Annotated in this window: 15 protein-coding genes; 9 read left to right on the forward strand and 6 right to left on the reverse strand. The window is 67.2% G+C overall.

The features are described 5' to 3' along the window. Positions 1 to 38 precede the first annotated feature (38 nt). From K6L26_RS05845 to K6L26_RS05855, 3 genes are read left to right on the forward strand one after another with little or no spacing between them, the layout of a single operon-like run. The gene (locus K6L26_RS05845) at positions 39 to 1,688 is read left to right on the forward strand and encodes an acyl-CoA synthetase (protein ID WP_043368335.1); all 1,650 of its coding nucleotides are present in this window, start codon (positions 39 to 41) and stop codon (positions 1,686 to 1,688) included. Further along, positions 1,689 to 2,810: an NAD(P)H-dependent flavin oxidoreductase gene (locus tag K6L26_RS05850; RefSeq protein ID WP_036391748.1), complete on the forward strand. Its 1,122-nt coding sequence runs from the start codon at positions 1,689 to 1,691 to the stop codon at positions 2,808 to 2,810. A 33-nt stretch (positions 2,811 to 2,843) separates the two neighbouring features. Further along, on the forward strand, positions 2,844 to 3,692 hold the full coding sequence (locus K6L26_RS05855; RefSeq protein ID WP_064900084.1) for a class I SAM-dependent methyltransferase: 849 nt from the start codon (positions 2,844 to 2,846) through the stop codon (positions 3,690 to 3,692). Positions 3,693 to 3,714: 22 nt separating this feature from the next. Here the strand turns inward: K6L26_RS05855 and K6L26_RS05860 are convergent, their stop codons facing one another. After that, on the reverse strand, positions 3,715 to 5,274 hold the full coding sequence (locus K6L26_RS05860; RefSeq protein ID WP_064900086.1) for a succinic semialdehyde dehydrogenase: 1,560 nt from the start codon (positions 5,272 to 5,274) through the stop codon (positions 3,715 to 3,717). Between the two features lie 128 nt (positions 5,275 to 5,402). Between K6L26_RS05860 and K6L26_RS05865 the strand changes: the two genes are divergently transcribed. Continuing rightward, complete coding sequence (locus K6L26_RS05865) at positions 5,403 to 5,798, forward strand: VOC family protein (protein ID WP_064900088.1); 396 nt, start codon at positions 5,403 to 5,405, stop codon at positions 5,796 to 5,798. Here K6L26_RS05865 and K6L26_RS05870 read toward each other — a convergent pair. Continuing rightward, positions 5,735 to 6,451, reverse strand: a complete 717-nt coding sequence (locus tag K6L26_RS05870; protein WP_064900090.1) for a helix-turn-helix domain-containing protein — start codon at positions 6,449 to 6,451, stop codon at positions 5,735 to 5,737. The two genes, K6L26_RS05865 and K6L26_RS05870, sit on opposite strands and share 64 nt — an antisense overlap. 42 nt (positions 6,452 to 6,493) lie before the next feature. Between K6L26_RS05870 and K6L26_RS05875 the strand changes: the two genes are divergently transcribed. Beyond that, a complete protein-coding gene (locus K6L26_RS05875; protein WP_043368337.1) occupies positions 6,494 to 7,048 on the forward strand; it encodes a TetR/AcrR family transcriptional regulator in 555 nt (184 codons plus the stop codon). On the opposite strand, the gene K6L26_RS05880 is transcribed toward K6L26_RS05875, so the two are convergent. The 4 genes from K6L26_RS05880 to K6L26_RS05895 form a co-directional block, all read right to left on the reverse strand. Beyond that, entirely contained in the window at positions 7,034 to 8,008 is a 975-nt protein-coding gene (locus tag K6L26_RS05880; RefSeq protein ID WP_221852857.1) for an NAD-dependent epimerase/dehydratase family protein, read from the reverse strand. The two genes, K6L26_RS05875 and K6L26_RS05880, sit on opposite strands and share 15 nt — an antisense overlap. A gap of 62 nt (positions 8,009 to 8,070) precedes the next feature. Then, positions 8,071 to 9,582 carry a long-chain-fatty-acid--CoA ligase FadD17 gene (fadD17, locus tag K6L26_RS05885; protein ID WP_064900094.1) on the reverse strand — a complete coding sequence of 504 codons (1,512 nt, stop codon included), beginning with the start codon at positions 9,580 to 9,582 and terminating at the stop codon, positions 8,071 to 8,073. Positions 9,583 to 9,584: 2 nt separating this feature from the next. Continuing rightward, on the reverse strand, positions 9,585 to 10,682 hold the full coding sequence (locus tag K6L26_RS05890; RefSeq protein ID WP_064900096.1) for an acyl-CoA dehydrogenase family protein: 1,098 nt from the start codon (positions 10,680 to 10,682) through the stop codon (positions 9,585 to 9,587). 13 nt (positions 10,683 to 10,695) lie between these two features. Further along, on the reverse strand, positions 10,696 to 11,874 hold the full coding sequence (locus tag K6L26_RS05895; RefSeq protein WP_036391767.1) for an acyl-CoA dehydrogenase family protein: 1,179 nt from the start codon (positions 11,872 to 11,874) through the stop codon (positions 10,696 to 10,698). Positions 11,875 to 12,039: 165 nt separating this feature from the next. Between K6L26_RS05895 and K6L26_RS05900 the strand changes: the two genes are divergently transcribed. The 4 genes from K6L26_RS05900 to K6L26_RS05915 all read left to right on the forward strand — a co-directional run bounded on the left by K6L26_RS05900 (position 12,040) and on the right by K6L26_RS05915 (position 15,064). Beyond that, positions 12,040 to 12,231, forward strand: coding sequence for a ferredoxin (locus tag K6L26_RS05900; protein WP_036391771.1), 192 nt, complete (start codon positions 12,040 to 12,042; stop codon positions 12,229 to 12,231). Between the two features lie 38 nt (positions 12,232 to 12,269). Beyond that, complete coding sequence (locus tag K6L26_RS05905; RefSeq protein ID WP_036391774.1) at positions 12,270 to 13,190, forward strand: 3-oxoacyl-ACP reductase; 921 nt, start codon at positions 12,270 to 12,272, stop codon at positions 13,188 to 13,190. Positions 13,191 to 13,460: 270 nt separating this feature from the next. Continuing rightward, entirely contained in the window at positions 13,461 to 14,225 is a 765-nt protein-coding gene (locus K6L26_RS05910) for an MlaE family ABC transporter permease (protein ID WP_003879810.1), read from the forward strand. Then, positions 14,222 to 15,064 carry an MlaE family ABC transporter permease gene (locus K6L26_RS05915; RefSeq protein ID WP_019345104.1) on the forward strand — a complete coding sequence of 281 codons (843 nt, stop codon included), beginning with the start codon at positions 14,222 to 14,224 and terminating at the stop codon, positions 15,062 to 15,064. The genes K6L26_RS05910 and K6L26_RS05915 overlap by 4 nt, the downstream gene beginning before the upstream one ends. Positions 15,065 to 15,079 lie beyond the last annotated feature (15 nt).

Raw genomic sequence — 15,079 nt, forward strand, 5'->3', positions numbered from 1 at the left:
ACTTGTCTCGAAATGTAACACGTTCTAGTTTAGGTTCTGTGGCTCTGAATATTGCTGATCTTGCCGAGCACGCCATCGATGCTGTGCCGGACCGTGTCGCGCTGATTTGTGGCGATGAGCAGTTGACCTATGGCCAATTGGAGGAGAAGGCCAACCGCCTGGCCCACTACCTGATCGACCAGGGCGTCAAGAAGGACGACAAGGTCGGCCTGTACTGCCGCAACCGCATCGAGATCGTGATCGGGATGCTGGGCATCGTGAAGGCCGGCGCCATCCTGGTCAACGTCAACTTCCGCTACGTCGAGGGCGAGCTGAAGTACCTGTTCGACAACTCCGACATGGTCGCGCTGATCCACGAGCGCCGGTACGCGGACCGGGTGGCCAACGTGCTGCCCGAGACGCCGAACGTGAAGACCATCCTCGCGGTCGAGGACGGTTCGGACGACGACTTCCAGCGCTATGGCGGCGTGGCCTTCGAGGATGCGCTGGCGCAGGGCTCACCGGAGCGCGACTTCGGCCCGCGCAGCGCCGACGACATCTACCTGCTCTACACCGGCGGCACCACCGGGTTCCCCAAGGGTGTCATGTGGCGCCACGAGGACATCTACCGAGTGCTGTTCGGCGGCACCGACTTCGCCACCGGCGAGCCCGTTGCCGACGAGTACGACCTGTCCAAGCAGGCTGTGGCCAACCCGCCGATGATCCGGCTGCCCATCCCGCCGATGATTCACGGCGCCACGCAGTCGGCCACCTGGATGTCGCTGTTCTCCGGCCAGACCGTGGTGCTGGCACCGGAGTTCAACGCCGACGAGGTGTGGCAGACGATCCATGACCACAAGGTCAATCTGCTGTTCTTCACGGGCGACGCGATGGCCCGCCCGCTGCTGGACTCGCTGCTGGCCGCGCAGGCCGCGGGCAAGGAGTACGACCTGTCGAGCCTGTTCCTGCTCGCCAGCACCGCCGCGCTGTTCTCGACCAGCCTCAAGGAGAAGTTCCTCGAGCTGCTGCCCAACCGGATCATCACCGACTCGATCGGCTCGTCGGAGACCGGCTTCGGTGGCACCAGCATCGTGGCCAAGGGCCAGTCGCACACCGGTGGCCCGCGCGTGACCATCGACAAGAACACCAAGGTGCTCGACGAGGACGGCAACGAGGTCAAGCCGGGATCCGGCGTGCGCGGCATCATCGCCAAGTGCGGACACATCCCGGTCGGGTACTTCAAGGACGAGAAGAAGACCGCCGAGACTTTCCGCACCTATAACGGTGTCCGGTACGCCATCCCGGGTGACTACGCCGAGGTGGAGGCCGACGGCAGCGTGACCATGCTGGGCCGCGGCTCGGTGTCGATCAACTCCGGTGGCGAGAAGATCTACCCCGAAGAGGTCGAGGCCGCGCTCAAGGGTCATCCGGACGTGTTCGACGCGCTGGTGGTCGGCGTGCCCGACGAGCGCTTCGGTCAGCACGTCGCCGCCGTCGTGCAGCCGCGCGAGGGTGCCCGCCCGACCCTGGCCGAGCTCGATGCGTTCGTGCGCAGCGAGATCGCGGGTTACAAGGTGCCGCGCAGCCTTTGGCTGGTCGACGAGGTCAAGCGCTCGCCCGCGGGCAAGCCGGACTACCGGTGGGCCAAGGACACCACCGAAGAACGTGCGGCCGATGACGTGCACGCCAATCACGTGGGAGCGAAATAGATGAAAACCGAACTCTGCGAACGGTTCGGGATCGAATACCCGATCTTCGTATTCACCCCCTCGGAGAAGGTGGCCGCTGCGGTCAGCAAGGCCGGTGGTCTGGGTGTGCTGGGCTGCGTGCGGTTCAACGACGCCGACGACCTCGAAGAGGTCCTGCAGTGGATGGACGCCAACACCGGCGGTAAGCCCTACGGCGTCGACGTCGTGATGCCGGCCAAGATCCCCACCGAGGGCACGGCCGTCGACATCAACAAGCTGATCCCGCAGAGCCACCGCGACTTCGTCGCGAAAACCCTTGCCGATCTCGGGGTTCCGCCGCTGCCCGAGGACGAGGAGCGCAACGAGGGCGTGCTGGGCTGGCTGCACTCGGTGGCGCGCAGCCACGTCGAGGTGGCCTTGAAGCACCCGATCAAGCTGATCGCCAACGCCCTTGGTTCGCCGCCAAACGACGTGATCGAGCAGGCGCATGCCGCCGGGGTTCCGGTGGCCGCGCTGGCCGGCAGCGCCAAGCACGCATTGCGGCACGTCGAGAACGGCGTCGACATCGTCGTCGCCCAAGGGCACGAGGCCGGTGGGCACACCGGTGAGATCGGCTCGATGGTGCTGTGGCCGGAAATCGTTGACGCCCTTGACGGCAAGGCCCCGGTGCTGGCCGCCGGCGGTATCGGCACCGGCAAGCAGGTGGCCGCGGCGCTCGCCCTCGGAGCGTCGGGGGTGTGGATGGGCTCGGCGTTCCTGACCTCGGCCGAGTACGACCTCGGGCATCGCCTGCCCGGCGGCACCTCGACGATCCAGGAGGCGCTGCTCAAGGCCACCACCGCCGACACCGTCCGTCGCAAGATCTACACCGGCAAGCCGGCCCGGCTGCTCAAGACCAAGTGGACCGATGCCTGGGACGCCCCGGACGCACCGGAACCGCTGCCGATGCCGCTGCAGAACATCCTGGTCAGCGAGGCCCACCAGCGGATGAACGAGTCGGACAACCCCGACACCGTCTCGATGCCGGTCGGTCAGATTGTGGGCCGGATGAACGAGATCCGCCCGGTCGCCGACATCATCGGTGAGTTGGTGAGCGGTTTCGAGGCGGCCACCAAGCGCCTGGACGGCATCGCCGAGAGCTGAGCTGACGCCGGCTCGACCTCGACGAGTGTCGGTATGGTTGAGCCGGTGGATGTTCAGGATGCGCTGGCCGCCAATAGGGCGAACTGGGACGACCGGGCCGACGTGCACGCCCGGTCCCAGATGTACGACGTCGCAGGGTTTCTCGCCGATCCGACCGAGATCTCCTGGGTGGTGCGCAACGACCTGGAGGTGCTCGCGCCCCACCTGGGAGAGACCGGGGTCAAGGACCGTTCACTGCTGCATCTGCAGTGCCACATCGGTACGGACACCATCTCCTGGGCGCGGTTGGGGGCCCGCGACGTGCACGGTGTCGACCTGTCGCCCAACTCGCTGCGGCACGCGGCCCGGATCGCCGAGGCCGACGGCCGTGACATCACCTGGGTCGAGGGCGATGTGCGGTTCGCGTCCTCGTTGATCGGGCGACGCTTCGACACCGTGGTGACCAGTACCGGAACCATCGTGTGGCTGCCCGAACTCGCCAACTGGGCCCGGTCGATCCATGATCTGCTCGAGCCCGGTGGGGTGTTCATGATCCGCGACGATCATCCGATCCTCAGCGCCATGGACAATGAGCCGTGGGACATCGTCGACGACTACCTCAGCGGCGGGGGAGTCCGCACCTACGACGACGCGGGGACGTACACCGAGAACTCGGCCGGCCAGATCACCAATGTGCGTAACCACGAGTGGCGCCACGACCTGTCCGAAGTGGTCACCTCGCTCCTGCGGGCCGGGCTCGTCATCGAGGCGTTGGCCGAACTGCCCTACATGGACTGGCGGGCATTCCCGGCGCTGGTGCCGTGCGACCAGGGCTGGACGCTGCCGCCCGGGACGCCGCGGATCCCGCTGAACTTCGCGGTTGTCGCACGGCGCCAGCGCTGACGGATACTGCACATTCGGCGGTCTAGCGGCCGGGCAGCTTCTGCACGGCCTGGATCATCGGGGTCAGCGCCTTCTGCCAGAGCGTCTGCGAAATGCCCAGTGGCGGATCGAGATTGATCACCCTGGCAGTGGACACGGTCTGTGACTCGGTGTACTTGAGGATCCCGTCGGCGCCGTGGCGACGCCCGACGCCGGAGGCTTTCATGCCGCCCATCGGAGCAGCGGTGCTGCCGAACGCCAGGGCGTAGCCTTCGTCGACATTGACGGTGCCCGAATTGATCTGGGCCGCGATCGCCTCGCCCTCGGCCTTCGATCCGGCCCAGACACTGGCGTTCAGGCCGTACTCGGTGTCGTTGGCCTTCTCGATGGCCTCGGCCACGGAGTCGACCGGGTAGATCGACACCAGCGGGCCGAAGGTCTCGTTGCGGGCGCACTCCATCTCGTCGGTGACGCCGGTCAGCACCGTCGGCTCGAAGAAGAGTGGCCCGACGTCGGGGCGGGCGTTGCCGCCGGCAACCACCTTGGCGCCCTTGACCTTTGCGTCGTCGACGTGGCCGGACACCGTCTTGACCTGGTCCTCGGAGATCAGGCTGCCCATGTCGGCGGTGAAGTCGTAGGCGCTTGACAGCTTCATTTTGCGCACCTGCTCGCCGAACTTGGCGGTGAACTCGTCTGCGATCTGGCGTTCGACGTAGATCCGCTCGATCGAGATGCACAGCTGCCCGGCGTTGGAGAAGCACGCGCGGGTGGCGGCCTTGGCCACCACATCGAGATTGGCCCCCTTGGTGACGATCATCGGGTTCTTGCCACCGAGTTCGGCCGAGAAGCCGATCAACCGGCGGCCGCACTGCTCGGCCAGCGTTCTGCCCGTCGCGGTGGATCCGGTGAACATCAGGTAGTCGCAGTTCTCGACGATCGCGGTGCCGACCACCGAACCCGGGCCGGGAACCACCGCGAACAGGTCGCGCGGGAGGCCGGCCTGATAGAGCAGCTCGGCGTTGGCCAGCGTGCAGTAGGGAGTCTGGCTGTCGGGTTTGACCACCACGGCATTACCGGCCAGCAGAGCCGGGATGGAATCCGAGATCGACAGGGCCATCGGATAATTCCACGGCGAGATGACGCCGATGACGCCCTTGGGGTGGTGGTTGACCACGGTCTTGACCAGGCCCGGCAGCAGGCCCTGCACTCGCTTCGGGGTGAGCAGCTTGGTCGCCTCCCGCGCGTAGTAGCGCGAGTTCAAGATCATGTCGACGATCTCTTCCTGCGCCGCCGAGCGGGCCTTGCCGGTTTCAGCCTGGGCCACGTCCATCAGGAAGTCGCGATTCTTGGCCACCAGTTCGCCGAAGCGGGCGATGACCGCGGCGCGATCGGCGACCGGGCGCTTGGCCCACTGGGCCTGCGCGGTCCGGGCTTTGGCGAAGGCCGCGGTCACGTCGTCGGCAGTGCCGACCGGGATCGTGGTCAGCTCCCTGCCGGTGAAGACCTCGTCGATGGTTTTCGTCGCGCGCGCACTTAGTTCAGCGTCATCGATCGCGACAAGTGCGCGCAGGCGAGCGAAATCCGCGGCGGACGGAGCAGGCATCGAAACTCTCCCTACTGGCAAGTAACTAACAGTCAAGGCCAACCTACTCGGTACCAACGGTCCGACAAAGGCCCAGCCTGTCCGATCTGTTCACGACTGGGCCGGAGTCAACGGCCTAACCTGCGGTTATGGCCTTGAATCTGAACTCGGCGGTCATCGAGATCGTCACCGAAGACCTCCCGCGAGCCGTGCTTTTCTACCGGCTGCTCGGTTTGGCGGTTCCCGAACCCGACGGTCCGCACGTCGAGGTGGAACTGCCGGGCGGAAACCGGCTCGCGTTCGACACCGAGGATGTGATCGCCGGAATGCACCCGGGCTGGACTCCGCCGAGCGGGCCCGGTCGGGTCGCGCTGGCGTTCGGCCTCGACGCACCCGCTGATGTCGACACGCTCTACGAGCGGCTCACCGCCGCCGGGTACCCGGGAACGCTCAAGCCCTTCGATGCGCCGTGGGGACAGCGCTACGCCACCGTCGAAGATCCCGACGGAACCTCGGTGGACCTGTTCGCGGCGCTGCAGAGTTGACGCCACGAAACTCCGGCCAGGGCGCGGACCTCGCGGTGCAGATGGGGTTGGTCGGAATAGCCGGCGTGGGCGGCGACCGCGCTCGGGCTCGCGCCCGTGCCGATCAGCCCGACCGCGCGACGAAACCGGAGGACGCGGCGCAGTGTCGCCGGCCCGTAGCCGTAGACCGCCCGGCACTGCCGTTGCATGGTTCGACTCGACCAGCCGGCCGCGCGTGCCGTCGCGGCGACCGATTCGCCGGCCGCCAGCCGGCGCGTGATGTTTTCAAGCGCCGGCAGGGGCCATGGTGCGGTCTCGGAGCGCGGTGTCTGCGACGCGAGCGTTTCGGCGAGCGTTTCTAGCGAACCACCGCGGTTGATTCTGCGCAGGTCGCGTAGGTCGACCCGCATGTCGCGCAGCTCGTACGCCGGGACGCCGAGTAGCCGCGGCAGCGCTCCGGGCCGAAACCGCAACGCCTGCACCGGGTCCCGACCGCCTGCGGTGACGAATGCCGTGGTGTCTGGACCGGCGACGACGATCTTGTCGTCCATCTCGATCAGGTCCATGCAGCCATCGGGCAGCACCCGGCCAGGTTCGGCCGCGCCGGTGCGCCGCCACCGGCATTCGACGAGCCCGGCCAGGTGTGGCGGCGCAGCATATTCGCGGTAGCCCACGTAGTCGACGCTACCCGCGCCGCCATGCGGTTGAATCGGGTCATGGCCGGGCGACCACGGGACACGTCGATCGACGAGCGAGTGCTCGCGGCCACGCGTGAGCTGCTGGTCGAGGTGGGCTGGGATGACTTGAGCGTGCGTCTGGTGGCGGCTCGCTGTGGGGTCGGCCGGTCCAGCCTGAGCCGGCGGTGGGCGTCGAAAGCTGAGCTGGTGCTGCACGCGATACTCGGCGAATCGCCCGACATGTCACCGTTCTCCGGCACGGACCTGGCGGGCTGGATCGAGTGGGTGGTCCGCGGCAGCCATCAGCTGTTCGTCCGGCCCGACGTGAGCGAGGCGGTACCCGGGCTGCTGCTGGCGCTGCGGGAGAACCCCTCCTTGCGCAAGGCGCTGTGGGACGGGTTCAGTGGCCCGGCCGTCGAGATGTTCGCGGCCAGGGGATACGGCTCCGAATCGGACGCGAAAGCTGTGCTGTCCATGGCGGCTGGTGCGGCAATGTTCGCCACCACGGTGGCCGTCGACGACGATTCGCCCGAACTGCAGCAGCAACTGGTGCGGTTGCTCAGCCGAGCCCTTGGCGGGTCAGCGGCCGAATGAGGCCAGCATGGCCTGCTGCGGCGACCGCCAGGCCTCGATGCCCAGGTCGGCGCGGGTGCTCGCGTCGTCGGTGGGGGTGGCTGCGGTCAGCAGCAGCGCGGCCTCGTGGCTGATCCCGTCCCCGAGCGGCAGTACCCCACCCAGCTGATCCGCCACCCACCCAATTCCCCGGAAAACCGCTGCGGACAAAGGGATTCGTCGGATCGGGCGCCCGGTGCCCTGTTCGAGCACGTCGATCATCTCGTTGAACGACACCATCACGCCGCCGCAGACATAGCGTTTGGGTCCCCGTCCGGGCGCCATCAGACGCTCGTGCACCAGTGCGACGTCGCGCACGTCGATCATCTGCATACCACCGGCCATCCGGGGTGCCGCGCCCGCTTTGGCGATCGGTGCCCAGCCGCGCTCGGTGACCCCGGCGGCGGTGAAGAACGCCGGACCCACCACGCTCGACGGGTAGGTGACCACGACGGGGGCCCCGGCCTCCTGCAACCGGCGGGCCACCCGATCGGCATAGGCCTTGGTCTGGGCGTACGGGCTGCGGCCCGGCGCCGGCGGAGTGTCGGCGGAGATCACCCCGTTCGGCGGCGGGAACAGTGAGCTGTAGCTGCTGACCGAGACGATCGGGTCGAGCCCCGCCTCGGTGGCGCGGTGCAGGACGGCTTCGGTCGCGTGCGCGTTGATCTCCCACATCAGCTGCTCGCGCCGGCGGTCGGCGCCGACAATGCCCGCGGCATGGATCAGCGCGTCGCAGCCCGCGAGCAGATCCCCGACGGTGTCCGCGTCGCGGATATCGCCCTCCAGCACCGACATTTCGCCCAGTGCGGCCAGGCGGCCGATCACCTCGTCTTCGCCGCAACCCGGCGCGACCAGTAGCCGGATGCGATGCCCCGCGGCCAGCAGGCTCCGTACGGTGTGAGCCCCGAGGTAGCCGGTGCCTCCGGTGACTGCGATGTGCATGCTGGCGCCTCCCCTGTTTCGATGCCGATGGTATCGAAATGGGCGTCGGGCTCGGATAGGGGCTACCGCTGAATCGGCCAGACCGGGTCGGCGCACGCCGTGCCCTCGGCCGACAACTGCCGCTTGATCACCTTGAACGTCTCGGTGCGTGGCAAGGCCGTGCCGACCCGCACGTACGACGGCCACTGCTTGGGCCCGAGATCGGACTGCTCGGCCAGGAAGGCTCGGAATTTCTCGACGTCGAACGGTGTGCCGCCGGTCAGCACCAACGCGGCCATCACCTGATCGCCGACATCGGGATCGGGGATCGGGTACACCGCGACCTCGGCGACATCGGGGTGGCGCAACAGGATTCGTTCGATCGGCGCGGTGCCCAGGTTCTCTCCGTCGACGCGCATCCAGTCGCCGAGACGCCCGGCGAAGTGCGCGAAGCCGTCTTCGTCCAGGTAGGCCAGATCGCCGGTGTGGTAGACGCCGCCGGCCATGCGATCCGCCTCGGCGTCGGGATCGTTGTAGTAGCCGCGGAACCATCCGGCACCCGTCGGGTTCACCAACTCGCCGACGACCCCTGGGGGACAGGGCTCACCGGTCTCTACGTCGACAATCGCCACTTGGTCGGTGAGCGGGCCGAGGGCGCCTTCTGGGGTGTCGGGAGTGCGGGCGATAGCGACACCGCCCTCGGTGGAACCGAATCCGTCGACCACCGTCACCGCGAACCGCTCGGCGAACCGGCCCAGGTCCCGCGGTGAGCCCTCGTTGCCGTAGAGGATCCGCAGCGGATTGTCGGCGTCGTCGGCAGCCGGTTCGGTGGCCAGGATGTAGGACAGCGGCTTGCCGACATAGTTCGCGTAGGTGGCGCCGTAGCGGCGGATGTCGGGTATGAACCCGGACGCGGAGAACTTGCGCCGCAACGCAATCGACGCACCGGCGGCGGCCGCGACGGCCCAGCCGGCCATGATCGCGTTGGAGTGGAACAACGGCATCGACAGGTACACGGTGTCGGCCGGGCCGAGCCCGAACCGGTCGGCCAGCATCCGCCCAGGAAAGGCCACCTTGTCGTGGGTGACCCGCACGGCCTTGGGATCGCCGCTGGTGCCCGAGGTGAAGATGAGCATGAACAGATCGTCGGCCGCCAGCTCGGCGAACGTCACCGGGACATCGCGGTAGGACGCGAGTTCGGTTGCCCACTCGGCAGATTCGACATCGATGAAATCCACCCCGGGCGGGACCGCCTCGGGATTGTCGGCCAGCACCAGCTGGCAGTCGGCCTTGGCGATGTCGCGGGCCAGGGCCTCGCCGCGGCGGGTCTGGTTGAGCCCGACGGGCACCAGCCCGGTCAGTCCCGCCGCCACCAGCAGGCTGGAGAAAAACGTGGTGTTGCCCAATAGTGCCCCGATATGTGGGGGCTTGGAGGGGTCCAACCGGGCCCGCAATGCCGCGGCCACTGCTGCGCCGGCGGCGATGTGGTCGGCCCAGCTGACGAACGAATCCTCTTGGTAGAGGCCACGATCAGTCACCTCGGCCAGCGGGACGAGCAGCTCGGTGACCGTCGGCCCTGCGGCTGGACCCCCCATCCCTAGACCGGGGTGTCCGCGAGTTCGCGGCCGATGCGCAACAGCTGCCCGGTGGCTCCGCCGACGCCGAACTCGGTCTGCTTGGCGGCCAGGAAGTACCGGTGCACCGGGTGATCCATGTCGATGCCGACACCACCGTGCACGTGCACCGTGGTGTGTGCGACGCGGTGGCCGGCCTCGGCAGCCCAGAAGGCCGCACTGGCGACATCGATATCGGCAGGCAGGCCCTCCGACAACCGCCAGGCCGCCTGGGTCAGCGTCAGCCGCAGGCCCTTGACGTCGATGTAGCCGTCGGCCAACCGCGACGAGACGGCCTGGAAGCTGCCGATCGGCCGGTCGAACTGCTCGCGCTCACGCGCGTACTCCGACGTCAGTTCCAGCGCGCGCTCCAGCACCCCGAGCTGGAAGGCGCTGCGACCCAGCGCCGCCTGCGTGGTCAACCACTCGGCGACCTCGGCGCCGCCGACGACGCGGGCACCGTCGACCGAGGTGCCCTGCAACTCGAGATGACCCACGCTGCCCTTGCCCGTGGTGCTCAGCAGGCTGACGGTCACGCCGGGATCGTCGCCGGAGACCAGGAAAACGCTGACCCCGGAATCGGTTTCGGCCGGAACCAGAAAGGCGTCGGCGATCGGGCCGTAACTGACCTGGGTGCGGGTACCGGTGAGCCGGAAGCCCGAGCCGTCGCTCTGGGCCTGAACCGGGCCCTGACCCATCTCGCCGTCGAGGGCGATCGCGAGGATCTTGTCGCCGGCGACCGCGGGTGCGGCCCACTCGGTGCGTAGCTGCTCGGAACCGAACGCGGCCAGTGCACCCGCACCGAGCACCACCGACTCCAGGTACGGAACAGCGGCCAGCTGGCGCCCCAGCGCGGTCAGCACCGCGGTCTGCTCGAGCACGCCCAAACCGCCGCCGCCCACGGACTCGGGGGCCGCGGCCGAGAGCACGTCGGCCTCGACCAGCTTGGCCCACAGATCGGCGTCGAAACGTTGCTCGAGCCCGTCGAGCTCACGCTGACGCTCTGGCGTGCACACCGACTCGGTGATCGTGCGCACCAGGCCACCCAGGTCGGCGGCCTCTTCGGTCGTCTTGAAATCCATTGGTGTGCCGTCCTTACCGGTTCACTCGGGGCAGGCCGAGCGCGACCATGCCGATGATGTCACGCTGAATCTCGTTGGTGCCGCCGCCGAAGGTCAGGATCAGCGCCGACCGGTGGAACCGCTCGATGCGACCGCGCAGCAGCGCGCCCGAGCTGTCGGGCCGCAGCGTCGCCGCGGTGCCGAGCACCTCCATCAGCAGGCGGTAGGCCTCGGTGGCCAACTCGGTGCCGTACACCTTGGCCGCCGAGGCGTCGGCCGGAGACGGTGCGCCGTCGGCGGAGGCCAGCTCCCAGTTGATGAGCTTGAGCACCTCGGCTTTGGCGTGCACGCGGGCCAGGTTCAGCTGGACCCATTCGGAGTCGATGACCCGCTTGCCGTGCACGTCCTTGGTGTTCTGCGCCCACTCCCGGACCCCGTCGAGGGCGACGTAGATCGGCTGGGCCGAAACGAGCGCGACCCGCTCGTGGTTGAGCTGGTTGGTCACCAGCTTCCAGCCGGCGTTCTCCTCGCCGACCAGGTTGGTCGCCGGGATCCGCACGTCCTGGTAGTAGGTGGCGCTGGTGTCCACTCCGGACATGGTGTGCACCGGCGTCCAGGAGAAGCCCTCAGCCGTGGTCGGCATGATCAGCATCGAGATGCCGCGGTGCTTCTTGGCCTCGGGGTTGGTGCGTACCGCCAGCCAGACGTAGTCGGCGTAAGCGATCAGCGACGTCCACATCTTCTGGCCGTTGACCACGTAGTCATCCCCGTCGCGCACCGCGGTGGTCCGCAGCGCGGCCAGGTCGGTACCGGCGCCGGGCTCGGAGTAGCCGATCGAGAAGTGCAGCTCGCCGGCGGCGATCTTGGGCAGGAAGAACTTCTTCTGTTCCTCGGTGCCGAAGTGCATGATCGTCGGGGCGACGCTGTTGATCGTCAGGAACGGCACCGGGGCGCCGGCGATCGCGGCCTCGTCGGTGAAGATCAGGCCGTCCATCGGCGGGCGCGCTTGGCCGCCGAACTCCTTCGGCCAGCTCAGGGTCAGCCAGCCGTCCTTGCCCATCTGCGCGACGGTGTCGCGGTAGACGTTGCCGCGTCCCATCTCGCCCTCGGACGAGCTGAGTGCCTCGACGCGTTCGGGCGTCATCAACTTGGAGAAGTACGCGCGCAACTCGCGGCGCAGCTCCTCCTGCTCGGGGGTGTAACCGATCCGCATTCCGCTGCATCCTCACTGCTTGAAAGACCTGAGTTCTCACCTGGTTGTAACACGTTCTAGTCTTAGGATCCAGGCCGGTGTTGGACTGGTTTCCGTCAGGTGGGGTCGTATTCTGTGGCTGCGCGCACGCAGCCCCGTGTGCGCACACGTGTTGAGGAGGTTGCCATGCGAGTTGAAGTGGACCGCGATCGCTGTGAAGGCAATGCGGTGTGCGTGGGTATTGCCCCTGATCTGTTCGATCTTGATGACGACGACTACGCCGTGGTCAAGTCTGATCCGGTGCCTGCCGACCAGGAGGACCTGGCCGAGCAGTCCATCGCCGAATGCCCCCGGGCAGCCCTGATCCGTAAAGACTAGAGGCATTCATAAACTATGCCGCGCACGCGAGGAGCGAGATGACAACTGACGACGCTCAGATCGACCTGTCCGGAAAGGTGGCCGTGGTCACCGGCGCGGCTGCGGGCCTGGGCCGCGCCGAAGCGATCGGCCTGGCCAAGGCCGGGGCGACCGTGGTGGTCAACGACATGGCCGGCGCACTGGACGCATCGGACGTCTTCGACGAGATCGCAGCCGCCGGTTCCAAGGGTGTCGCGGTGGCCGGGGACATCAGCGCGCGTGCGACCGCCGACGAACTGGTTTCCACCGCGGACGGTCTGGGCGGCCTGGACATCGTCGTCAACAATGCCGGCATCACCCGCGACCGCATCCTCTTCAACATGAGCGACGAGGAGTGGGATGCGGTCATCGCGGTGCACCTGCGCGGCCACTTCCTGCTGACCCGCAATGCCGCCACCTACTGGCGCGCGAAGGCCAAGGCGGGGGACGGGACCGTCTACGGCCGGATCATCAACACCTCGTCGGAGGCCGGGCTGTCGGGACCGGTCGGTCAGCCCAACTACGGCGCCGCCAAGGCCGGCATCACGGCGCTGACGGTGTCGGCAGCCCGCGCGCTGGAACGCTTCGGTGTACGGGCCAACGCGATCGCCCCGCGGGCCCGCACCGCCATGACCGCGGGCGTGTTCGGCGACGCGCCGGACGCGGCCGACGGAACGGTTGACCCGCTGTCGACCGAGCATGTCGTCACGCTCGTCCGATTCCTGGCCTCGCCGGCGTCCGAAGGCGTCAACGCTCAGCTGTTCATCGTCTATGGTCCAACTGTCACGTTGGTCGCGCCGCCCACAGCGGAGAAGCACTTCACTGCGGACTCCGATGCCTGGAACCCGGCCGACCTCAGCGGGACACTGCACGATTACTTTGCTGGTCGTGACTTTGGGCGTGGATTCTCAGCGACGGAGCTGATGGATTCACGAGACTGACGGTCTCGTTGATCGTGTCCAACGGAAGTAGAACGTGTTCCAACTCGAGCGTTGGGTCGGTACGCCTGAACTGCGAAAACAGCGTCCGACATGAGGATTTTGAATTCTTTGACAGTGCGAACGTGTTCTAGTTAATATGATCCGGCTCACTAAGAGCACCGTAAGACCAAGGGATGGGGGAGCGGTCACGTCAGGTGGCCGTCAGAATTTCGCTAACACGAGTTTCCGCGGAATTTTCCCCATCCGAGTACCCCGAGAACGGAGCCCAGGTTGATCGAACAGCTTGCGGTTCCGGCCCGGGCCGTGGGCGGCTTTGTCGAGATGTCCTTGGACACCTTCGCCAAGATGTTCCGTCGACCGTTCCAGTTCAAAGAGTTCCTGGATCAGACGTGGATGATCGCGCGCGTCTCGTTGGTGCCGACGTTGTTGGTCGCCATCCCGTTCACCGTCCTGGTCGCATTTACGCTCAACATCCTGCTTCGTGAGATCGGTGCCGCCGACCTGTCCGGCGCAGGCACCGCCTTCGGCACCATCACCCAGCTCGGCCCGGTGGTGACGGTGCTGGTGGTGGCCGGCGCGGGCGCCACGGCGATCTGCGCCGACCTCGGTGCCCGCACCATCCGCGAAGAGATCGACGCCATGCGGGTGTTGGGCATCGATCCCATCCAGCGCCTGGTCGTGCCCCGCGTACTGGCCTCGACGTTCGTGGCGCTGCTGCTCAACGGCCTGGTCTGCGCGATCGGCCTGGCCGGTGGCTACGTCTTCTCCGTATTCCTGCAGGGCGTGAACCCGGGTTCCTTCATCAACGGCCTGACAGTGCTCACCGGGCTCGGCGAGCTCGTGCTGGCCGAGATCAAGGCGCTGCTGTTCGGCGTGGTAGCCGGCCTGGTCGGGTGCTACCGCGGTTTGACCGTCAAGGGAGGCCCGAAGGGTGTCGGTAACGCTGTGAACGAGACCGTGGTCTACGCCTTCATCTGCCTGTTCGTGATCAATGTGATCATGACGGCCATCGGGGTCCGGGTGCTCGTTCGATGAGTTACGACGCCACACTTCGCTTCCGCCGGCTGTTCCGCGGCGTGCCCAAGGTCGTCGACAACATCGGCGAGCAGGCACTGTTCTACGGCGAGACCATTCGGTACCTGCCCAACGCGCTCAACCGGTACCGCAAGGAGACCATCCGGCTGGTAGCCGAGATGACCATGGGCGCAGGTGCCCTGGTGATGATCGGTGGCACCGTGGGCGTCGCGGCGTTCCTCACCCTGGCATCCGGCGGTGTCATTGCGGTGCAGGGTTATTCGTCCCTGGGCAACATCGGTATCGAGGCCCTGACCGGCTTCCTGTCCGCATTCCTCAACGTGCGCATCGTGGCCCCGGTGATCGCCGGTATCGCCCTGGCCGCAACGATCGGCGCGGGTGCCACCGCCCAACTCGGCGCGATGCGGGTGGCCGAGGAGGTCGACGCCGTCGAAGCGATGGCGGTCCATGCGGTGTCTTATCTGGTGTCCACCCGGTTGCTGGCCGGCCTGATCGCAATCGTGCCGCTGTACTCGCTGTCGGTGCTGGCCGCGTTCTTCGCCGCGAGGTTCACCACGGTGTTCATCAACGGCCAGTCCGCCGGACTCTACGACCACTACTTCAACACGTTCCTGATACCCAGCGACCTGCTGTGGTCGTTCCTTCAGGCAATCGTGATGGCGATCGCGGTGATGCTCGTGCACACGTACTACGGCTACAACGCCTCCGGCGGGCCGGTCGGCGTGGGTGTGGCAGTGGGCCAGGCCGTGCGCACCTCGCTGATCGTCGTCGTCACCATCACGCTGTTCATCTCCCTGGCCGTCTACGGCGCGTCCGGCAACTTCAACCTTTCCGGGTAGGTGGCAGGAATCTCT

This window comes from Mycobacterium farcinogenes (assembly GCF_019739075.1).
Lineage (GTDB): Bacteria > Actinomycetota > Actinomycetes > Mycobacteriales > Mycobacteriaceae > Mycobacterium > Mycobacterium senegalense.